Origin of the sequence: Streptomyces yatensis (assembly GCF_018069625.1) — a bacterium.
Taxonomy (GTDB): Bacteria; Actinomycetota; Actinomycetes; order Streptomycetales; family Streptomycetaceae; genus Streptomyces; species Streptomyces yatensis.
In genome coordinates this window covers 2,271,430-2,292,362 of sequence record NZ_CP072941.1, presented here as the reverse complement: position 1 = coordinate 2,292,362, position 20,933 = coordinate 2,271,430, and the positions used below count along the sequence as shown (strand labels likewise).

16 protein-coding genes are annotated in these 20,933 nt (G+C 72.7%); 15 read left to right on the top strand and 1 reads right to left on the bottom strand.

Features of this window, described 5'->3' with window-relative positions; translation table 11 throughout:
• Position 1: 1 nt before the first annotated feature.
• The 12 genes from J8403_RS08995 to J8403_RS08940 all read left to right on the top strand — a co-directional run bounded on the left by J8403_RS08995 (position 2) and on the right by J8403_RS08940 (position 15,164).
• The gene (locus J8403_RS08995; RefSeq protein ID WP_211122714.1) at positions 2-1,297 is read left to right on the top strand and encodes a dihydroorotase; all 1,296 of its coding nucleotides are present in this window, start codon (positions 2-4) and stop codon (positions 1,295-1,297) included.
• Entirely contained in the window at positions 1,294-1,908 is a 615-nt protein-coding gene (locus J8403_RS08990) for a PH-like domain-containing protein (protein ID WP_211122713.1), read from the top strand. The genes J8403_RS08995 and J8403_RS08990 overlap by 4 nt, the downstream gene beginning before the upstream one ends.
• Entirely contained in the window at positions 1,905-3,044 is a 1,140-nt protein-coding gene (gene carA / locus J8403_RS08985; protein WP_211122712.1) for a glutamine-hydrolyzing carbamoyl-phosphate synthase small subunit, read from the top strand. Before J8403_RS08990 ends, carA begins: the two co-directional genes overlap by 4 nt.
• Positions 3,037-6,348 (top strand): carbamoyl-phosphate synthase large subunit, encoded by a 3,312-nt coding sequence (gene carB / locus J8403_RS08980; protein WP_211122711.1) that lies wholly within the window; start codon positions 3,037-3,039, stop codon positions 6,346-6,348. The genes carA and carB overlap by 8 nt, the downstream gene beginning before the upstream one ends.
• Before the next feature lie 110 nt (positions 6,349-6,458).
• Entirely contained in the window at positions 6,459-7,559 is a 1,101-nt protein-coding gene (locus tag J8403_RS08975) for a quinone-dependent dihydroorotate dehydrogenase (protein WP_211122710.1), read from the top strand.
• A gap of 107 nt (positions 7,560-7,666) precedes the next feature.
• Positions 7,667-8,530 (top strand): orotidine-5'-phosphate decarboxylase, encoded by an 864-nt coding sequence (gene pyrF / locus J8403_RS08970; protein ID WP_211122709.1) that lies wholly within the window; start codon positions 7,667-7,669, stop codon positions 8,528-8,530.
• Positions 8,531-8,734: 204 nt separating this feature from the next.
• The gene (locus J8403_RS08965) at positions 8,735-9,058 is read left to right on the top strand and encodes an integration host factor (protein ID WP_009713618.1); all 324 of its coding nucleotides are present in this window, start codon (positions 8,735-8,737) and stop codon (positions 9,056-9,058) included.
• A gap of 48 nt (positions 9,059-9,106) precedes the next feature.
• Positions 9,107-9,673: a guanylate kinase gene (gmk, locus tag J8403_RS08960; RefSeq protein WP_211122708.1), complete on the top strand. Its 567-nt coding sequence runs from the start codon at positions 9,107-9,109 to the stop codon at positions 9,671-9,673.
• Positions 9,674-9,731: 58 nt separating this feature from the next.
• Positions 9,732-9,992, top strand: a complete 261-nt coding sequence (gene rpoZ / locus J8403_RS08955) for a DNA-directed RNA polymerase subunit omega (protein WP_020867048.1) — start codon at positions 9,732-9,734, stop codon at positions 9,990-9,992.
• A 128-nt stretch (positions 9,993-10,120) separates the two neighbouring features.
• Positions 10,121-11,329: a bifunctional phosphopantothenoylcysteine decarboxylase/phosphopantothenate--cysteine ligase CoaBC gene (gene coaBC, locus J8403_RS08950; protein WP_211122707.1), complete on the top strand. Its 1,209-nt coding sequence runs from the start codon at positions 10,121-10,123 to the stop codon at positions 11,327-11,329.
• Positions 11,330-11,661: 332 nt separating this feature from the next.
• On the top strand, positions 11,662-12,885 hold the full coding sequence (gene metK, locus J8403_RS08945; protein WP_211122706.1) for a methionine adenosyltransferase: 1,224 nt from the start codon (positions 11,662-11,664) through the stop codon (positions 12,883-12,885).
• A 101-nt stretch (positions 12,886-12,986) separates the two neighbouring features.
• A complete protein-coding gene (locus tag J8403_RS08940; RefSeq protein WP_211122705.1) occupies positions 12,987-15,164 on the top strand; it encodes a primosomal protein N' in 2,178 nt (725 codons plus the stop codon).
• A gap of 187 nt (positions 15,165-15,351) precedes the next feature.
• On the opposite strand, the gene J8403_RS08935 is transcribed toward J8403_RS08940, so the two are convergent.
• Complete coding sequence (locus J8403_RS08935; protein WP_211122704.1) at positions 15,352-15,864, bottom strand: hypothetical protein; 513 nt, start codon at positions 15,862-15,864, stop codon at positions 15,352-15,354.
• A gap of 299 nt (positions 15,865-16,163) precedes the next feature.
• Between J8403_RS08935 and fmt the strand changes: the two genes are divergently transcribed.
• From fmt to J8403_RS08920, 3 genes are all read left to right on the top strand, one after another.
• Positions 16,164-17,096, top strand: a complete 933-nt coding sequence (gene fmt, locus J8403_RS08930) for a methionyl-tRNA formyltransferase (protein ID WP_211122703.1) — start codon at positions 16,164-16,166, stop codon at positions 17,094-17,096.
• Positions 17,097-17,287: 191 nt separating this feature from the next.
• Positions 17,288-19,273 (top strand): ABC transporter ATP-binding protein, encoded by a 1,986-nt coding sequence (locus J8403_RS08925; RefSeq protein ID WP_211122702.1) that lies wholly within the window; start codon positions 17,288-17,290, stop codon positions 19,271-19,273.
• A 44-nt stretch (positions 19,274-19,317) separates the two neighbouring features.
• Positions 19,318-20,787, top strand: coding sequence for an RsmB/NOP family class I SAM-dependent RNA methyltransferase (locus tag J8403_RS08920; protein WP_211122701.1), 1,470 nt, complete (start codon positions 19,318-19,320; stop codon positions 20,785-20,787).
• The last annotated feature ends 146 nt before the right edge of the window (positions 20,788-20,933 follow it).

The following is a 20,933-nucleotide window of genomic DNA, read 5'->3' as shown; positions in this document are numbered from 1 at the left end:
CATGAGCGACACCCACAAGACGCTGCTTCGCGGGGCGAAGGTGCTCGGCGGTGAGCCGCGGGACGTGCTGATCGAGGGGGAGCGCATCGCCGCGGTCGGCACCGGGCTGGACGCGGACGGCGCCACCGTGATCGACGTCGCCGGGCAGATCCTGCTGCCGGGCCTGGTCGACCTCCACACCCATCTGCGCGAGCCCGGCCGCGAGGACTCCGAGACGGTCCTCACCGGCACCCGGGCCGCCGCGGTCGGCGGCTTCACCGCGGTCCACGCCATGGCCAACACCTTCCCCGTCGCGGACACCGCGGGCGTCGTGGAGCAGGTGTGGCGGCTGGGCCGGGAGTCCGGCTACTGCGACGTCCAGCCGGTGGGCGCGGTGACCGTGGGCCTGGAGGGCAAGAAGCTCGCCGAGCTGGGCGCGATGCACGACTCCGCCGCCGGGGTGCGGGTCTTCTCCGACGACGGCAAATGCGTGGACGACGCGGTGATCATGCGCCGCGCGCTGGAGTATGTGAAGGCGTTCGACGGCGTCATCGCCCAGCACGCCCAGGAGCCCCGGCTCACCGAGGGCGCCCAGATGAACGAGGGCGTCGTCTCCGCCGAGCTGGGCCTGGGCGGCTGGCCGGCCGTCGCCGAGGAGTCGATCATCGCCCGCGATGTGCTGCTCGCCGCGCACGTCGGCTCCCGGGTGCACATCTGCCATCTGTCCACCGCGGGCTCGGTCGAGATCGTCCGCTGGGCCAAGTCCAAGGGCTGGAACGTGACCGCCGAGGTCACCCCGCACCATCTGCTGCTCACCGACGAGCTCGTACGCTCCTACGACCCCGTCTACAAGGTGAACCCGCCGCTGCGCACCGAGGCCGATGTGATGGCGCTGCGCGAGGCGCTCGCCGACGGCACCATCGACTGCGTGGCCACCGACCACGCCCCGCATCCGCACGAGGACAAGGACTGCGAGTGGGGCGCCGCGGCCATGGGCATGGTCGGCCTGGAGACGGCGCTGTCCGTGATCCAGCACACCATGGTCGACACCGGGCTGCTGGACTGGACGGGCGTCGCCGACCGGATGTCGGTGCGGCCCTCGGCCATCGGCCGGCTGACCGGCCACGGCCGTCCCGTCGCCGCCGGGGAGCCCGCCAACCTCACCCTGCTCGACTCCGCTTACCGTGGTGTGGTGAACCCCGCGGGCTTCGCCTCCCGCAGCCGCAACACCCCCTACGAGGGCCGCGAACTGCCGGGCCGCGTGACATACACCTTCCTGCGGGGCCGGGCGACGGTTGTGGACGGGAAGCTGGCGTGACATCTGTGAACCATCCGGTGGCGGGCCTCGCGGGATTCGCGGGCCTGGCCGCCGAGCAGAAATCGCAGGACGTGACGGACTGGGCCGCCCGGATCGGCTGGGTCGTCGGGCTGCTGCTGGTCATCGCGCTGGTCTACTGGCTGATGCGCGAGGGCTGGAAGTGGCGCGGCACCCTCCAGGGCGACCTCCCCGAGCTGCCCCAGACCCCGTCCGAGCCCGGTGAGCCCAAGCTCAGGACGAGCGGCCGCTACCACGGCTCCACCACCGCCGGGCAGTGGCTGGACCGGATCGTCGCCCACGGCCTCGGCACCCGCAGCCGGGTCGAGCTCACCCTCACCGACCAGGGCGTGAGCGTGGTGCGGCCGGGCGCCCGGGACTTCTTCATCCCCGCCGCCCAGCTGCGCGGCGCCCGGCTCGACAAGGGCATCGCCGGCAAGGTCCTCGCCGAGGGCGGGCTGCTGGTGATCACCTGGCAGCTGGGCGAGAAGCTGATCGACTCGGGCTTCCGCTCCGACCACGCCGCCGAGCACCCGGCCTGGGTCGATGCCCTCACCACCTCCGACAGCGACCAGAACAACCCCAGCAACCAGACGGAAGGCGCCGAACGATGACGACCTCCACCCGGGGCGCCAGCGCCCCTGCCGTACTCGTCCTGGAGGACGGCCGCACCTTCCGCGGCCGGGCCTACGGGGCCGTGGGGGAGACCTTCGGCGAGGCCGTGTTCTCCACCGGAATGACCGGCTACCAGGAGACCCTGACCGACCCCTCCTACCACCGCCAGGTCGTCGTGATGACCGCCCCGCACATCGGGAACACCGGCGTCAACGACGAGGACCCGGAGTCGAAGCGCATCTGGGTCTCCGGCTATGTGGTGCGCGACCCGGCCCGTACGCCCTCCAACTGGCGCTCGCGCCGCTCGCTCGACGAGGAGCTCACCGCCCAGGGCGTCGTCGGCATCAGCGGGATCGACACCCGCGCCCTCACCCGCCATCTGCGCGAGCGCGGCGCCATGCGGGTGGGCATCTTCTCCGGCGCCGCCGTCGCCGACGAGGCCACGCTGCTCGCCAAGGTGCAGGCCGCCCCGCAGATGGAGGGCGCCGACCTCAGCGGCGAGGTCGCCACCGCCGAGGCCTATGTCGTCCCGGCGATCGGCACCAAGCGGTTCACCGTCGCCGCGATCGACCTGGGCATCAAGGGCATGACCCCGCACCGGATGGCCGAGCGCGGCATCGAGGTGCACGTCCTGCCCGCGACCGCCACCGCCGAGGACATCTACGCGGTCGACCCGGACGGGGTCTTCTTCTCCAACGGCCCGGGCGACCCGGCCACCGCCGACCACCCGGTCGCCCTGATGCGGGCCGTGCTGGAGCGCTCCACACCGCTGTTCGGCATCTGCTTCGGCAACCAGATCCTCGGCCGCGCACTCGGCTTCGGCACCTTCAAGCTGAAGTACGGCCACCGCGGGATCAACCAGCCGGTGCAGGACCGCACCACCGGGAAGGTGGAGGTCACCGCCCACAACCACGGCTTCGCCGTGGACGCCCCGCTCGACGCGCCGTCCGACACCCCCTTCGGCCGCGCCGAGGTCTCCCACGTCTGCCTCAACGACAACGTGGTCGAGGGGCTTCGGCTGCTCGACCGCCCCGCGTTCAGCGTCCAGTACCACCCCGAAGCCGCCGCGGGTCCGCATGACGCCGCGTACCTGTTCGACCGCTTCGTGTCCCTGATGGAGGGCCAGCGTGCCTAAGCGCACCGACATCCAGTCCGTCCTGGTCATCGGCTCCGGCCCGATCGTCATCGGCCAGGCCGCCGAGTTCGACTACTCCGGCACCCAGGCCTGCCGGGTGCTGAAGTCCGAGGGCCTGCGGGTCATCCTGGTCAACTCCAACCCGGCCACGATCATGACCGACCCGGAGATCGCCGACGCCACCTATGTCGAGCCGATCACCCCGGAGTACGTCGAGAAGATCATCGCCAAGGAGCGCCCCGACGCGCTGCTGCCCACCCTCGGCGGCCAGACCGCGCTCAACACCGCCATCTCCCTGCACCAGGCGGGCACCCTCGACGAGTACGGCGTCGAGCTGATCGGCGCCAATGTCGAGGCGATCCACAAGGGCGAGGACCGCGACCAGTTCAAGACCGTCGTCGAGGCCGTCCGCGCCAAGATCGGCCACGGTGAGTCCGCCCGCTCGGTCATCTGCCACTCCATGGACGACGTCCTCGCGGGCGTCGAGGAGCTCGGCGGCTACCCCGTGGTGGTCCGCCCCTCCTTCACCATGGGCGGCGCGGGCTCCGGCTTCGCCCACGACGAGGACGAGCTGCGCCGCATCGCCGGCCAGGGCCTGGCCCTCTCGCCGACCACCGAGGTGCTCCTGGAGGAGTCCATCCTCGGCTGGAAGGAGTACGAGCTGGAGCTGATGCGCGACCGCAACGACAACGTCGTGGTCGTCTGCTCCATCGAGAACTTCGACCCCATGGGCGTGCACACCGGTGACTCGATCACCGTCGCCCCGGCGATGACGCTCACCGACCGCGAGTACCAGATCCTGCGGGACATCGGCATCGCCGTCATCCGCGAGGTCGGCGTCGACACCGGCGGCTGCAACATCCAGTTCGCGGTCAACCCCGACGACGGCCGGGTCATCGTCATCGAGATGAACCCGCGCGTCTCCCGCTCCTCGGCGCTCGCCTCCAAGGCCACCGGCTTCCCCATCGCCAAGATCGCCGCCCGGCTGGCCGTCGGCTACACCCTCGACGAGATCCCCAACGACATCACCGAGCAGACCCCGGCGTCCTTCGAACCCACGCTCGACTACGTCGTGGTCAAGGTGCCGCGCTTCGCCTTCGAGAAGTTCCCGGCCGCCGACGCCCGGCTCACCACCACCATGAAGTCGGTCGGCGAGGCCATGGCCATCGGCCGCAACTTCACCGAGGCGCTGCAGAAGGCGCTGCGCTCGCTGGAGAAGAAGGGCAGCCAGTTCGACTTCACCGGGGAGCCCGGTGACAAGGCCGAGCTGCTGGCCCGGGCCACCGTCCCGACCGACGGGCGGATCAACACCGTGATGCGGGCGATCCGCGCCGGGGCCACCCAGCGGGAGGTCTTCGACGCCACCCGGATCGACCCCTGGTTCGTGGACCAGCTCTTCCTGATCAACGAGATCGCGGACGAGGTCGCCGCCGCCGACAAGCTCGTCCCCGAGCTGCTCGCCGAGGCCAAGCGGCACGGCTTCTCCGACGCCCAGATCGCCGGCATCCGCTCGCTGCGCGAGGACGTGGTCCGCGAGGTGCGGCACGCGCTCGGCATCCGGCCCGTCTACAAGACGGTCGACACCTGCGCCGCCGAATTCGCCGCCAGGACCCCGTACTTCTACTCCTCCTACGACGAGGAGTCCGAGGTCGCCCCGCGCGAGACCCCCGCGGTGATCATCCTCGGCTCGGGCCCCAACCGCATCGGCCAGGGCATCGAGTTCGACTACTCCTGCGTCCACGCCTCCTTCGCGCTGCATGACGCGGGCTATGAGACCGTCATGGTCAACTGCAACCCGGAGACCGTCTCCACCGACTACGACACCTCCGACCGGCTCTACTTCGAGCCGCTCACCCTGGAGGACGTACTGGAGATCGTTCATGCCGAGCAGCAGGCGGGCCCGGTCGCCGGTGTGATCGTCCAGCTCGGCGGCCAGACCCCGCTGGGTCTCGCCCAGGCGCTCAAGGACAACGGCGTGCCCATCGTCGGCACCTCGCCCGAGGCGATCAACCTCGCCGAGGAGCGCGGCGCCTTCGGCCGGGTGCTCACCGAGGCCGGGCTGCCCGCGCCCAAGTACGGCACCGCCTTCTCCTTCGCCCAGGCCAAGGGCATCGCCGCCGAGATCGGCTACCCGGTCATGGTCCGCCCCTCCTACGTCCTCGGCGGCCGCGGCATGGAGATCGTCTACGACGAGCCCTCGCTCGCCGCCTACCTGGAGCGGCACGCCGGGCTGATCTCCGAGCACCCCGTGCTCATCGACCGCTTCCTCGACGACGCCATAGAGATCGACGTGGACGCGCTCTACGACGGCGAGGAGCTCTACCTCGGCGGCGTCATGGAGCACATCGAGGAGGCCGGGATCCACTCCGGCGACTCGGCCTGCGCCCTGCCCCCGATCACCCTCGGCGGCTTCGACATCAAGCGGCTGCGCGCCTCGACCGAGGCCATCGCGCGCGGGGTGGGCGTCCGCGGGCTGATCAACATCCAGTTCGCGCTGGCCGGAGACATTCTCTACGTGCTGGAGGCCAACCCGCGCGCCTCCCGTACCGTCCCCTTCACCTCCAAGGCCACCGCCGTACCGCTGGCCAAGGCCGCCGCCCGGATCTCGCTGGGCGCCACCGTCGCCGAGCTGCGCGCCGAGGGGCTGCTGCCCTCCAGCGGCGACGGCGGCACGCTGCCGCTGGACGCGCCGATCTCCGTCAAGGAGGCCGTGATGCCCTGGTCGCGGTTCCGGGACGCCTCCGGGCGCGGGGTGGACACCATCCTCGGCCCGGAGATGCGCTCGACCGGTGAGGTCATGGGCATCGACTCGGTCTTCGGCGCGGCCTACGCCAAGTCGCAGGCCGGGGCGTACGGCGCGCTGCCGACCAAGGGGCGCGCGTTCGTCTCCGTCGCCAACCGCGACAAGCGTTCGATGATCTTCCCGGCCCGGGAGCTGGTCGGCCTCGGCTTCGAGCTGCTGGCCACCTCGGGCACGGCGGAGGTGCTCAAGCGCAACGGGATCAACGCGACCGTGGTGCGCAAGCACAGCGAGGGCGAGGGCCCCAACGGCGAGAAGACCATCGTCCAGCTCATCCACGAGGGCGAGGTCGACCTGATCGTCAACACCCCGTACGGCACCGGGGGCCGGCTGGACGGCTATGACATCCGTACGGCGTCCGTCGCCCGCGGGGTGCCCTGCCTGACCACCGTCCAGGCGCTCGCGGCCGCCGTCCAGGGCATCGAGGCGCTGGGCCGGGGCGCGGTCGGCGTCCGATCGCTCCAGGAACACGCGGAACATCTGACCGCCGCCCGCGAGGAGTGAGGCGAGGGAGGGGGACACCGGCCGGTGTCCCCCTCTTCATGAGCCCACCCTTCTCATGAGCCCTTGAGCCCTTCATGAGCCCACCCCTTCTTCCGCGCAGAAAGCCCTCCATGTACGCGCTCCTGTTCAACCTGATCTTTCGGCGCATGGACCCGGAGAAGGCCCATCACCTGGCCTTCTCCTGGATCCGGCTGGCCGCCCGCGTCCCCGTCCTGCGGACGTTCGCCGCCGCCGTCCTCGCCCCCCGCCACACGGCGCTGCGCACCGAGGCGCTGGGCCTGCGGATGCACGGGCCCTTCGGGCTCGCCGCCGGATTCGACAAGAACGCCGCCGGAATCGACGGCATGGCCATGCTGGGCTTCGACCATGTCGAGATCGGCACGGTCACCGCCCAGCCGCAGCCCGGCAACCCCAAGCGGCGGCTCTTCCGGCTGGTCGCCGACCGTGCCCTGATCAACCGGATGGGCTTCAACAACGAGGGCTCGGCGGCGGTCGCGGCCCGCCTCGCCGCCCGGCGCCCGGCCTTCGCCACGACGCTGGGCGTCAACATCGGCAAGACCAAGGTCGTCCCGGAGGAGGAGGCCGTCGCCGACTACGTGACCTCCACCGAGCGGCTCGCCGCCCACGCCGACTACCTCGTCGTCAACGTCTCCTCGCCCAATACCCCCGGACTGCGGAATCTCCAGGCCGTGGACCATCTGCGGCCGCTGCTGACCGCCGTCCGCGAGGCCGCGGACCGTACGGTCACCGATCGCCGGGTGCCACTTCTGGTCAAAATCGCGCCGGATCTCGCCGACGAGGACGTGGACGCGGTCGCCGATCTGGCGGTCGAGCTCGGCCTGGACGGCATCATCGCCACGAACACGACCATCGCCCGCGACGGCCTCGGCCTCACCTCCGACTCCCGGCTCACCGCCGAGACCGGCGGCCTGTCCGGCGCCCCCCTGAAGGCGCGCTCCCTGGAGGTGCTGCGCCGCCTGTACGCCCGTGTGGGGGACCGGCTGACCCTCGTCGGGGTCGGCGGGATCGAAACCGCCGACGACGCCTGGGAGCGGATTCTGGCCGGTGCCACGCTGGTGCAGGGCTACAGCGCCTTCATCTACCGGGGCCCGTTCTGGTGCCGTGAGATCCACCGCGGCCTCGCGGACCGCCTGGCCGCGAGCCCGTACGCCACCCTTGCCGAGGCCGTGGGCGCCGAGGCCGCCGCGTAACGCCCCCGGCGGCGTTGTTCCCCGCCCCGCCCCGCCCGTTCCCGAACAGCTGGGAGATTGGGCCGGAGGCTGCCCCCGGAGGGGCTGAATTTCCTGAGGAGAGACCCATGACGACCCCTGCCCCCACCCCCTTCGGTACGCGGCTGCGCGCCGCCATGGACGCCCGCGGCCCGCTGTGCGTCGGCATCGACCCGCACGCCTCCCTGCTCGCCGACTGGGGCCTGGGGGACGACGTCGCGGGGCTCGAGCGGTTCACGAGGACCGTCGTGGACGCCCTCGCCGAGCGGGTCGCCGTCCTCAAGCCGCAGTCGGCGTTCTTCGAGCGGTTCGGCTCCCGCGGCATCGCGGTGCTGGAGCGGGCCGTCGCCGACGCCCGCGCCGCCGGGGCGCTGGTCCTGATGGACGCCAAGCGCGGCGACATCGGATCGACCATGGCCGCGTACGCCTCCGCCTATCTGGATCCGGCCGGCCCGCTGTTCTCGGACGCGGTCACCGTCAGCCCCTACCTCGGCTTCGGCTCGCTGCGCCCGGCGCTGGACGCGGCGCGGGCGGCGGGAGCGGGCGTCTTCGTGCTGGCGCTGACCTCCAACCCGGAGGGCACCGAGGTGCAGCACGCGGTGCGGCCCGACGGTTCGACCGTCGCGGCCACCGTGCTGAGGGCGCTCAAGGCCGAGAACGCGGCCGAGGCCGCCGAGGGCCGCCTCGGCTCGTACGGCGCGGTCGTCGGCGCGACGCTGGGCCGGGCGCCGGAGGAGGCGTGCGTCGATCTGACGATCGACGGGCCGCTGCTGGCCCCCGGCATCGGCGCCCAGGGCGCGACCCCCGCCGATCTTCCGGCGGTCTTCGGCCCGGCGATCAAAAATGTCGTGCCGAGTGTCAGCCGGGGGGTGCTCCGGCACGGTCCGGACGCCGCGTCGCTGGTCGCGGCGGCCTCCCGAATGGCTGAGGAAGTGCGTGCCGTGGCCGAATAACCCGGCTACTTTGTCCGTAAATGTCCGAGTCGAGCGAGTCTGACCAGGACTTTTCGTCTGTTCTCGCTGACTGGAGCGGGATCGGCCGCTAGTCTCCGACGAGAGCGAACGCGCTGCTGCGTTGCGCGTTGCTCCCCAGGTGAGGGGCGACTAGGTTCCTCACCGGTCCATATCCGACAGTTCGACATCCGAGGTGACGTAGGCGTGGCTCTTCCGCCCCTTACCCCTGAACAGCGCGCAGCCGCGCTCGAAAAGGCCGCCGCGGCTCGCCGGGAGCGCGCCGAGGTCAAGAATCGACTCAAGCACTCCGGCGCGTCCCTGCACGAGGTCATCAAGCAGGGCCAGGAGAACGACGTCATCGGCAAGATGAAGGTGTCCGCTCTCCTCGAGTCCCTGCCCGGCGTCGGCAAGGTCCGCGCCAAGCAGATCATGGAGCGGCTCGGCATCTCCGAGAGCCGTCGTGTGCGGGGTCTGGGCTCCAACCAGATCGCGTCGCTCGAGCGTGAGTTCGGCGGCGCCGCCGGCTGACGCCGCCCGGCGTTTCCAGGCACTCCCGGGAACCTGGATAATCGCTCCATGGCAGCACACTCCGCACGACCGCGACTGACCGTGCTCTCCGGCCCCTCAGGGGTCGGTAAGAGCACGGTCGTCGCTCATATGCGCAAAGAACATCCCGAGGTCTGGCTCTCGGTCTCCGCCACGACCCGCCGCCCGCGCCCCGGCGAGCGGGACGGCGTCCACTATTTCTTCGTGGACGACGGAGAGTTCGACAAGCTCATAGCCAATGGTGAGCTGCTGGAGTGGGCCGAATTCGCGGGCAACCGCTACGGCACCCCGCGCGAGGCGGTCATGGAGCGGCTCGGCGCGGGCGAGCCGGTGCTGCTGGAGATCGATCTGCAGGGCGCACGGCAGATCCGCGAGTCCATGCCGGAGGCGCAGCTGGTCTTCCTCGCGCCGCCGAGCTGGGAGGAGCTGGTGCGCCGGCTCACCGGCCGGGGCACCGAGGCGCCCGAGGTCATCGAGCGGCGCCTGCAGGCCGCTCGAACCGAGCTGGCGGCCGAGTCCGAGTTCGATACGACCTTGGTCAATACCTCCGTCGAGGACGTGGCGAATGAGCTGCTAGCCTTGATGCGAGTGGCTTGATCTTCGATTCACTCCTGCCATGAGGCGTAATAAGGAAGGCTAGAGAGTGTCCTCTCCCATGACCGCGCCCGAGGGGATCATCAACCCTCCGATTGATGAGCTGCTCGAGGCCACCGACTCCAAGTACAGCCTGGTGATCTACGCGGCCAAGCGCGCGCGGCAGATCAACGCGTACTACTCGCAGCTCGGTGAGGGCCTGCTCGAGTACGTCGGTCCCCTCGTGGACACCCACGTCCACGAGAAGCCCCTCTCGATCGCGCTCCGCGAGATCAACGCGGGCCTGCTGACCTCCGAGGCCATCGAGGGCCCCGCCCAGTAGGTTTCGATCGCTTCACCCACGGCCCGGCAGTCACTGCCGGGCTCGTGGTGTGTCATGGGTACGTGACCCGACCCGGCGTACCGTGACTGGACGTACGACGGACGACGTACCCGGTGGGGAGCCGAGCGATGGACAAGCCCAAAGTGGTCCTGGGTGTCAGTGGCGGGATCGCCGCCTACAAGGCGTGCGAGCTGCTGCGCCGCCTCACCGAGTCCGGCCATGACGTACGCGTCGTGCCGACCGCCTCGGCGCTGCACTTCGTCGGCGAGGCGACCTGGTCGGCGCTGTCCGGACATCCGGCGGCGACCGAGGTGTGGGACTCCGTCCACGAGGTGCCGCACGTCCGCATCGGCCAGTCCGCCGATCTGCTCGTGATCGCCCCCGCCACCACCGACCTGCTCGCCAAGGCCGCCCATGGCCTGGCGGACGATCTGCTCACCAATACGCTGCTCACCGCGCGCTGCCCGGTCGTCTTCGCGCCCGCGATGCACACCGAGATGTGGGAGCACCCCGCCACCCAGGAGAACGTGGCGACGCTGCGCCGCCGCGGCGCGATCGTCATCGAACCCGCCGTGGGGCGGCTCACCGGTGTGGACACCGGCAAGGGGCGACTGCCGGACCCCGGGGAGATCTTCGAGGTCTGCCGCCGGGTGCTGGCCCGCGGCGCCGAGGCGCGGACCACCGACCTGGCCGGCCGCCATGTCGTGGTCAGCGCCGGAGGCACCCGCGAGCCGCTGGACCCGGTGCGCTTCCTCGGCAACCGCTCCACCGGCCGGCAGGGGTACGCCCTGGCCCGTGCCGCCGTCGCCCGGGGCGCGCGGGTGACTCTTGTCTCGGCCAACAGCGAGCTGCCCGACCCGGCCGGCGCCGATGTGGTGCGCGCGGGCACCGCCGCACAGCTGCGGGAGGCCGTGCTCAAGGCCGCCGCGGACGCCGACGCCGTGGTCATGGCCGCCGCCGTCGCCGACTTCCGCCCCGCGCACTACGCCGAGGGGAAGATCAAGAAGCGCGACGGCCAGGAGCCCGAGCCGATCGCCCTGGTACGGAATCCGGACATCCTCGCCGAGATCTCCGCGGAGCGCGCCCGCCCCGGCCAGATCGTGGTCGGCTTCGCCGCCGAAACCGACGATGTGCTGGCCAACGGCCGAGCCAAGCTGGCGCGCAAGGGCTGCGATCTGCTGGTGGTGAACGAGGTCGGGGAGCACAAGACCTTCGGCGCCGAGACCAACGAGGCCGTGGTGCTCGGCGCCGACGGCACCGAGACGCCCGTGCCGTACGGTCCCAAGGGCGCGCTCGCCGACACCGTCTGGGACCTGGTGGCCGACCGCCTGGGATGAGCGGCCCGGGCGTCCGGCGGGTCTCACGCAGAGCCCGGCGGACGCCCTCGGCAGAGCCCGCTGGACGCCCTGGGCAGGGGCCGCTGGACGCCCTCGACGGGGGCCGTACTGCGGCCGATCGGGCTCATGACACGTGCCTGCCACGGCGGGGTGGGGCTGTATTTCGGCTTGAGGCAAGGTATGTTCCCGGTCACGGGCCTGCCCGTTCTGTGGGACGGGGATGCTTGACCGGTGGACGTGCCGGATAAACTGGCCCAGGAACCGCACCGGGCGCAGCTCCCGAGCGGTCCGACCATGATCAGCCAGCAGCCGCTGCAACCCCAGGGAGCGATGTGTCCCGCCGCCTGTTCACCTCGGAATCCGTGACCGAGGGCCACCCCGACAAGATCGCTGACCAGATCAGCGACACCATCCTCGACGCCCTCCTCAAGGAGGACCCGACCTCCCGGGTCGCCGTCGAGACGTTGATCACCACCGGCCTGGTGCACGTGGCCGGCGAGGTGACCACCAAGGCGTACGCCCCGATCGCGACGCTCGTGCGGAACAAGATCCTCGACATCGGCTACGACTCGTCGAAGAAGGGCTTCGACGGCGCCTCCTGCGGCGTCTCGGTGTCGATCGGCTCACAGTCCCCCGACATCGCCCAGGGTGTGGACTCCGCCTACGAGCTCCGGGTCGAGGGTGCCGCCGCAGGTGAAGAGGAAGACGAGCTGGACAAGCAGGGCGCGGGCGACCAGGGCCTGATGTTCGGGTACGCCTGCGACGAGACGCCCGAGCTGATGCCGCTGCCGATCAACCTGGCGCACCGGCTCTCCCGCCGGCTGTCCGACGTCCGCAAGAACGGGACCATCCCCTACCTGCGCCCCGACGGCAAGACGCAGGTCACCATCGAGTACGACGGCCACAAGGCGGTCCGCCTGGACACCGTCGTCGTCTCCTCGCAGCACGCCTCCGACATCGACCTGGACTCGCTGCTGGCGCCCGACATCCGGGAATTCGTGGTCGAGCACGTGCTGAACGAGCTGGTCGAGGACGGCATCAAGCTCGACACCGAGGGCTACCGCCTGCTGGTCAACCCGACCGGGCGCTTCGAGATCGGCGGCCCGATGGGCGACGCCGGCCTCACCGGCCGCAAGATCATCATCGACACCTACGGCGGCATGTCCCGCCACGGCGGCGGCGCCTTCTCCGGCAAGGACCCGTCCAAGGTCGACCGCTCCGCCGCCTACGCCATGCGCTGGGTCGCCAAGAACGTGGTGGCCGCCGGCCTCGCCCAGCGGTGCGAGGTGCAGGTCGCGTACGCCATCGGCAAGGCCGAGCCGGTCGGCCTCTTCGTCGAGACCTTCGGCACCGCCGCGGTCGACGCCGAGAAGATCGAGAAGGCCATCTCCGAGGTCTTCGACCTCCGCCCGGCCGCGATCATCCGCGACCTCGACCTGCTGCGCCCGATCTACGCCCAGACCGCGGCGTACGGCCACTTCGGCCGCGAGATCCCCGACTTCACCTGGGAGCGCACCGACCGCGTCGACGCCCTCCGCGCGGCGGCGGGCCTGTAGGACCCCCGCTTCGGTCACGGTTTCCGCGAAGGCCCGGACGCCCCTCGGCGTCCGGGCCTTCGCGTCCGTCGCTGTCCGTGCGGTCTGCTAAGACTTGATCTGTGAGCAGGGACAACGAGCGGCCGAAGGATCCGGCGGAGGCGTCGGAGGGGGAGCAGCTCGCGCTCATTCGGGAGACCGTGCGCAAGGCCAAGGGGGAGCGGGCCAGGCCGCGGACCTGGCGGGGGGCCAAGCTGGCCGGGGAGCTGCCCGTGGCGCGGGTGCTGGTGGACAAGGGGCCGGTCCACCTCGACAAGCTGTGGGATTACGCGGTGCCGGCCGAGATGGACGCCGAGGCCCGGCCCGGGGTGCGGGTGCGGGTGCGGTTCGGGGCCGGGACGGGGAAGGTGCGCGAGGGGCGGCGCGAGGGCGGCGGGCTGCTCGACGGGTACATCATCGAGCGCGTCGCCGAGTCCGACTACCGGGGCCCGCTGGCCGCGCTCGCGCAGGTGGTCTCGCCGGAGCCGGTGCTGGGGCCCGGGCTGCTGGCGCTGTGCCGGGCGGTCGCCGACCGGTACGCCGGATCGCTCGCCGACGTGCTGCAACTGGCCATGCCCAAGCGCAACGCCCGCGCCGAGGGCGAGCCGTCACCGCCGCCGCTGCCGCCGCCCGAGCCGCCCGCGCCCGGGAGCTGGGCGCGCTATCCGGCCGGGCCCGGGTTCCTGGAGGCGCTTGCCCGCGGTGACCGGCCGCGGGCCATATGGACCGCGCTGCCCGGGCCGCACTGGCCCCGCGAGTGGGCCACCGCCGTGGCCGCCACGCTCGCGTCCGGGCGCGGGGCGCTCGTCGTCGTCCCCGACGGGCGGACCGCCGAGCGGGTGGACGCGGCGCTCACGGAGGTGCTCGGCGGCCCGGGGCGGCATGTGCTGCTCACGGCCGACCTCGGGCCCGAGGAGCGCTACCGCCGCTGGCTGGCGGTCAGCCGGGGCTCGGTCCGGGCCGTGGTGGGCACCCGGGCGGCGATGTTCGCACCGGTCCGGGACCTCGGCCTGGTGGGGATCTGGGACGACGGGGACCGCAGCCACAGCGACGACCGGCTGCCGCAGCCGCACGCCCGCGATGTGCTGCTGCTCCGCGCCGTCCATGAGAAGACGGGCTTTCTGCTGGGTGACCTCGGCCGCACCGTCGAGGCCGCCCAGCTGGTGGAGAACGGCTGGGCCCGGCCGCTCGAAGCCGACCGCGAACAGGTCCGCGCGGCCGCCCCGCTGATCCGTACCGTCGACGAGGGCGAGGTGGCCCGGGACGCGGAGGCCCGTGCCGCCCGGTTGCCCACACTCGCCTGGCAGACCGTACGGGAGGCGCTGACCCGGGGCCCGGTGCTGGTGCAGGTGCCGCGCCGGGGCTATGTGCCGAAGCTGGCCTGCGAGCGCTGCCGGGAGCCCGCGCGCTGTGCGCACTGTTCGGGCCCGCTGGAGGCGCGGGACGCGGAGCACCTGGTGTGCGGATGGTGCGGGCGGGACGAACCCGCCTGGCACTGCCGTGAGTGCGGGGGCGTCCGGCTGCGGGCGTCCGTAGTCGGCGCCCGGCGCACCGCCGAGGAGCTGGGCCGCGCCTTTCCGGACGTGCCCGTGCGCACCTCCGGCCGCGACCATGTGCTGACCTCCGTCCCCGACCGTCCGGCGCTCGTCGTGAGCACTCCGGGCGCCGAGCCGGTCGCCGAGGGCGGTTACGCCGCGGCGCTGCTGCTCGACGGCTGGGCCCTGCTCGGCCGCCCCGATCTGCGCGCCGGTGAGGACGCGCTGCGCCACTGGCTGGAGGCGGCCTCGCTGGTCCGCGGCCACGGTGACGGGGGCGGGGGCGAGGGGGGCGACGGCCGGGGCGGCACCGTGGTGATCATGGCCGAGCCGACGCAGCGGCCCGTCCAGGCGCTGGTGCGCTGGGACCCGGCCGGTTATGCGGCGCGTGAGCTGGCCGAACGGTCCCAGCTGGGCTTTCCGCCGATCTCCCGGATGGCGGCGGTGACCGGCCCCGCGGAGGCGGTGGCCGAGCTGATCGCCTCGGCCGGGCTGCCCGAGGGGGCCGAGACCCTGGGCCCGGTCCCGCTGCCCCCGGCGCCTCCCGGACGCCCGCGCCGCCCCGGAGACCCGCCGCCGGGCGAGGTCTGGGAGCGCGCGCTGTTGCGGGTACGCCCCGGCCAGGGCAGCGCTCTGGCGGCGGCCCTCAAGGAGGCGAAGGCGGGCCGTTTGGCGAGGGGGGAGAAGGATCCCGCGGTGCGGGTGGATCCCTTGGACATCGGCTGACCTGGGCTGATCCTGGTTTGGGCGTTGGTCTGCCCTGGCCCCGGTTCGGGTAGTGGCCGGCCCCGGTCTGGTCGTTGGCTGACCTCGGCCCCGGCTCCGGCCTGGGCATTGGCTCGCCTCGACAGCCAGAGCGAGTGGCAGGGTGCCGCGGAGTTTTCCGGGGCTTGGGCTTGCTGGGGGCGCCCAATCAGCCGTGGCGGGGGCTGGGGAAGGGGCTGGGGCGGTGGTCCTCGCGGAGGGACGGCGTCGACTGCGGCGGGACCGTGCGCGCGGCGGGCACCGAGGGGACGGCGGCGGGCTCGGCCGGGCGGCCCGGGGTCGGTTCGCCGCCCTCGGGGGCGTTCTGCGCGGCGGCCCGGCGCGAGCCGTAACGGCGGTGCACCGCCTGCTTGGTGACGCCGAGTGCGGAGCCCACCGCGTCCCAGGAGAAGCCCAGCGAGCGGTCGAAGTCGACGGCGGCGGTGACCAGCGTCTCGACGCTGTCGCGCAGCTCCTGGGCGAGCCGCACGGTGGGGGCCGGAGCGCGTCCGTAGACCACGAAACCGGCGGACGGGCCGGTGCGCCGGGGGCGGTAGACATTGCCGAGCTGGGCGGTGAGCGTGCGCAGCGCGTCCACCTGCCGGCGGACCCGCTCGATGTCCCGGACCAGGAGGTGCAGGCTGGCCCGTGCCTGGGCGTCATGAGTTGCGTGGTCGGCCATGGAGAAGCCTCTCGAACGGGCGTTGACGGGGGATGGGGATTGGGGGAGGGGGATGGGGATGGGGGATCGGAGGGGGCTGATGCCGGATCGGGGGAGTCGAGCGGGCGGCGGGAAACGCATCGGGCCGCGGCAGCGGCCCGATGCGGTCAATCTGCCTTGACCAACGCGGCACCCGCCCGTCGGTCACGGTCCGGGGCGTGCGGGAGTCCGCCCGTACGCCCCCTCGGCCGGCGGACCATAGACTGCAGAGCTGTCCGAGGTTCCGCCGTATCCGCTGTGTGAGAGGTAGTTCGCCACCTATGAGGCTCGTCTTCGCCGGTACCCCCGAGGTCGCCCTGCCCGCTCTGGACACGCTGATCGCGTCGGAGAAGCACGAGGTGGTGGCCGTGGTGACGCGTCCCGACGCGCCCGCCGGGCGCGGTCGCAGGATGGTCGCCAGCCCGGTCGCCGAGCGGGCCGAGGAGGCGGGTATCGAGGTGCTCAAGCCCGCCAAGCCGCGCGATCCGGAGTTTCTCGCCCGGCTCGGCGAGATCGCCCCCGACTGCTGCCCGGTGGTGGCCTACGGCGCGCTGCTGCCCAAGGCCGCGCTGGAAATCCCCGCGCACGGCTGGGTCAATCTGCACTTCTCGCTGCTCCCCGCGTGGCGGGGCGCGGCTCCCGTGCAGCACTCCGTGCTCGCGGGCGACGAGATGACCGGCGCCTCGACCTTCCAGATCGAGGAAGGGCTGGACTCCGGGCCGGTGTTCGGGGTGGTGACGGAGGAGGTGCGGGCCACCGACACCAGCGGCGATCTGCTGACCCGGCTCGCGTTCGCCGGTGCGGGGCTGCTCGAGGCGACGATGGACGGCATCGAGAACGGCACCCTGCTCCCGGTGCCGCAGCCGGCCGAGGGCATCTCGCTCGCCCCGAAGATCACCGTCGAGGACGCGGAGATCGACTGGACGGCGCCCGCGCTGCGCGTCGACCGGCTGGTGCGGGCGTGCACCCCCGCCCCGGGTGCGTGGACCACGTTCCGCGAGGAGCGGCTGAAGGTCGTCTCGGCGCGGCCGGTGGCGGACCGTACGGATCTGGAGCCCGGCCGGCTGGCCGCGACCAAGAAGGCCGTGTACGTGGGCACCGGCAGCCATGCCGTCGAGCTGACCTGGGTGCGGCCGCAGGGCAAGAAGCCGATGCTCGCGGCGGATTGGGCGCGCGGGGTGCGGATCGCGGAGGGCGAGCGGCTGGGAGGCTGAGCGGGCCGGGCCACACGGCTGAAGCCGCGCCGGCGGGACACGCCACGGGGCCGAGGCCCGGCCCGGCGGCACGGCGATCCTCGGGACGTCCCCAGGGCCGATAGGCGGCCATCGGGCGCGCCGGGGCGGCGGATGTTGACTTCAACCTATGTTGAAGTCCTACGTTCCTCACGAGACCTCGGAGGTACGTGATGGACATCGAAGTGACCGCCTGGCATTCCCTGTATCAGGCGTCCAATGCCAGCGACGACCGGCGGCCCTTCTCCCGCGAGACACTGCGCCGCATCGGCGGCTTTGCCCGTCCGCACCGCCGTCAGCTGCAGCTTTTCCTGGTACTGAGCACGGTCACGGCCGTGCTCGCGGTGGCGACACCGCTGCTGGCCGGCCGGGTGGTGGACGCGATCGTCCACCATTCGGGACAGGACACGGTGCTCGGGCTGGCCGGGCTCATCGCCGCGATCGCCGTGGCGGAGGCGGCTCTCGGGCTGCTGACCCGCTGGCTGTCGGCGAACATCGGCGAGGGGCTGATCCTCGATCTGCGCACCGCCGTCTTCGACCACGTCCAGCGGATGCCGGTGGCGTTCTTCACCCGGACCCGCACCGGTGCGCTGGTCAGCCGGCTCAACAACGACGTCATCGGCGCACAGCGGGCGTTCAGCGACACCCTCTCCGGGGTGGTCGGCAATATGGTCACGCTGCTGCTCACCCTGGTCGTCATGATCGGGATCTCATGGCAGATCACCCTGCTGACGCTGGTGCTCCTGCCGCTCTTCCTGCTGCCCGCGCGCCGGGTGGGCGGACGGCTGGCCAAGCTGCGCCGCGAGGCGGCCGCGCACAACGCCGCGATGAGCACCCAGATGACCGAGCGCTTCTCCGCGCCCGGGGCCACTCTCGTCAAGCTCTTCGGCCGGCCCGCCGACGAGTCGGCCGAGTTCGCCGCGCGGACCCGGCGGGTGCGGGACATCGGGGTGCGGACCGCGATGGTCCAGGTCTCCTTCGTGACCGCGCTGACCCTCGTCTCCGCCCTGGCCCTCGCCCTGGTCTACGGCCTCGGCGGCTGGTTCGCGCTGCACGGGCGGCTCGACCCCGGCGCCGTCGTCGCGCTCGCGCTGCTCCTCACCCGGCTGTACGCGCCGCTGACCGCGCTGGCCGGGGCGCGGGTCGAGGTGATGAGCGCCCTCGTCAGCTTCGAGCGGGTCTTCGAGGTGCTCGACCTCGAGCCGCTGATCAAGGAGAAGCCGGACGCCCGGGAGGTCCCCGACGGGCCCGTGTCCGTCGAGTTCGACCGCGTCGACTTCGGCTACCCGGCCGCGGACAAGGTCTCCCTCGCCTCCCTGGAGGAGGTCGCCACCCTGGACACCCGCGGTGGCGTCCAGGTCCTGCACCAGCTGTCCTTCCGGGCCGAACCGGGCCAGATGGTCGCGCTGGTGGGCTCCTCCGGCGCCGGGAAGTCGACCATCGCGCAGCTCCTGCCCAGGCTCTACGACGCCGACGGCGGCGCCGTACGGCTCTCCGGGGTGGACGTCCGCGATCTGACCGCCGATTCGATCCGCGCCACCCTCGGCATGGTCACGCAGGACGGCCATCTCTTCCATGACTCGATCCGCGCCAATCTGCTGCTGGCCCGGCCGGAGGCCACTGACGAGGAGCTGTGGGAGGTGCTGCGCCGGGCCCGGCTGGAGGGGCTGATCGCGTCCCTGCCCGACGGCCTTGAGACCGTCGTGGGCGAGCGCGGCTACCGGCTCTCCGGCGGTGAGCGCCAACGGCTGACCATCGCCCGGCTGCTGCTGGCCCGGCCCCGGGTGGTGATCCTCGACGAGGCCACCGCGCATCTGGACTCCACCTCGGAGGCGGATGTGCAGGAGGCGCTCGGCGAGGCGCTGGAGGGGCGCACCGCGGTGGTGATCGCCCACCGGCTGTCCACGGTCCGGGCGGCGGATCTCATTCTCGTCGTCGAGGACGGCCGGATCGTGGAGCGCGGTACGCACACCGCGCTGCTGGCCGCCGGAGGCCGCTACGAGGAGCTGTACCGCACCCAGTTCGAGCAGCCGGACGCGACGGGCGACGGATGCGCCGCGGACGGAGCGAGCGCAACCGGCATGGCCGCGGAGGTGGCGGCCGTGGACGGAGTGGCCCTGGACGGCGGCCCCACGGCCGCCGGGGCCCCGGCGACGTAGGCTGGTCCCTTCACGCCCGATCCGTCCCCCGGAGCACATTTCCCGTGACCGACCAGCCCCGTCGTAGCCGTCCCCACGCCCCGAACCGGCCAGGCAAGCCGTACCGCCGCCCGCAGAAGGACCCCGTGCGGATCCTCGCCTTCGAGGCGCTGCGGGCGGTCGACGAACGGGACGCGTACGCCAACCTCGTTCTCCCGCCCCTGCTGCGCAAGGCGCGGGAGAGCGCGGAGGCGGGCGGGCCGCGGTTCGACGCCCGGGACGCGGCGCTCGCCACCGAGCTGGTCTACGGCACCCTGCGCCATCAGGGCACCTACGACGCGATCATCGCCGAATGCGTGGACCGCCCGCTGCGCGAGGTGGATCCGCCCGTGCTCGACGTGCTGAACCTCGGCGCCCATCAGCTGCTGGGGACCCGTATCCCCACCCACGCCGCCGTCTCGGCGAGCGTCGAGCTGGCCCGGGTGGTGCTCGGCGACGGGCGGGCCAAGTTCGTCAACGCGGTGCTGCGCAGGATCGCCGCCCATGACCTCGACGGCTGGCTGGAGCGGGTGGCCCCGCCCTACGACGAGGACCCCGAGGAGCATCTGGGCGTCCGCCACTCGCATCCGCGCTGGGTCGTCTCCGCCCTGTGGGACGCGCTCGGCGGCGGCAGCTCCGGGATCGAGGAGCTGCTGGCCGCGGACAACGAACGGCCCGAGGTCACCCTCGTCGCCCGGCCCGGCCGGTCCACGGCCGGGGAGCTGCTGGACGCGGTCGGCGAGGGGTCCGCGGTGCCGGGCCGCTGGTCCCCGTACGCGGTGAAGCTCACCGAGGGCGGCGAGCCCGGGGCGCTGGAGGCGGTGCGCGAGGGGCGGGCCGGGGTGCAGGACGAGGGCAGCCAGCTGGTGGCCCTCGCGCTGGCGAACGCGCCGCTGGAGGGGGAGGACCGGCGCTGGCTGGACGGCTGTGCGGGCCCCGGCGGCAAGGCCGCGCTGCTCGCCGCGCTCGCCGCGGAGCGCGGCGCCGCGCTGCTGGCCGCCGAGAAGCAGCCGCACCGGGCCCGGCTGGTGGCCAGGGCCCTGGCCGGCAACCCCGGCCCGTACCAGGTGATCGCCGCGGACGGCACCCGCCCGCCGTGGCGGCCGGGCGCCTTCGACCGGGTGCTGGTGGATGTGCCGTGCACCGGGCTCGGTGCGCTGCGCCGCCGCCCCGAGGCGCGCTGGCGGCGCCGCCCCGAGGACCTCGACGGCTTCGCCCCGCTGCAGCGCGGGCTGCTGCGGGAGGCCCTGGCCTCGGCGCGGATCGGCGGCGTGGTCGGCTATGCGACCTGCTCCCCGCATCCGGCCGAGACCAGGGCCGTGGTCGAGGACGTCCTCAAGGGGCGTGGCGGCCCGGCCGTCGCCGCGGAGTGGATCGACGCCCGTCCGCTGCTGCCCGGGGTGCCGGAGCTGGGCGACGGGCCGGACATCCAGCTGTGGCCGCACCGGCACGGTACGGACGCCATGTATCTGGCCCTGCTGCGCCGCACGGGCTGACCGCGCCCGTTCGCGCCGTAGCCGCTGACCGCGCCCGTCCTTCTCGCGCGTTCCCCGAAGTGTGCGCCCCGAGGCTCAGCGTCCCGGGGCTCAGCGTCCCGGGGCTCAGCGTCCCGGGGCGTCGCGCAGCCGCGCCGGGCGGCGCG

Excerpts from the sequence above, each read along its gene's own strand:
- J8403_RS08995 (WP_211122714.1), top strand. The coding sequence starts at position 2 with ATGAGCGACACCCACAAGACGCTGCTTCGCGGGGCGAAGGTGCTCGGC.
- carA (WP_211122712.1), top strand. The coding sequence starts at position 1,905 with ATGACGACCTCCACCCGGGGCGCCAGCGCCCCTGCCGTACTCGTCCTG.
- J8403_RS08975 (WP_211122710.1), top strand. The coding sequence starts at position 6,459 with ATGTACGCGCTCCTGTTCAACCTGATCTTTCGGCGCATGGACCCGGAG.
- pyrF (WP_211122709.1), top strand. The coding sequence starts at position 7,667 with ATGACGACCCCTGCCCCCACCCCCTTCGGTACGCGGCTGCGCGCCGCC.
- gmk (WP_211122708.1), top strand. The coding sequence starts at position 9,107 with ATGGCAGCACACTCCGCACGACCGCGACTGACCGTGCTCTCCGGCCCC.
- rpoZ (WP_020867048.1), top strand. The coding sequence starts at position 9,732 with ATGACCGCGCCCGAGGGGATCATCAACCCTCCGATTGATGAGCTGCTC.
- coaBC (WP_211122707.1), top strand. The coding sequence starts at position 10,121 with ATGGACAAGCCCAAAGTGGTCCTGGGTGTCAGTGGCGGGATCGCCGCC.
- J8403_RS08935 (WP_211122704.1), bottom strand. The coding sequence starts at position 15,864 with ATGGCCGACCACGCAACTCATGACGCCCAGGCACGGGCCAGCCTGCAC.
- fmt (WP_211122703.1), top strand. The coding sequence starts at position 16,164 with ATGAGGCTCGTCTTCGCCGGTACCCCCGAGGTCGCCCTGCCCGCTCTG.
- J8403_RS08925 (WP_211122702.1), top strand. The coding sequence starts at position 17,288 with ATGGACATCGAAGTGACCGCCTGGCATTCCCTGTATCAGGCGTCCAAT.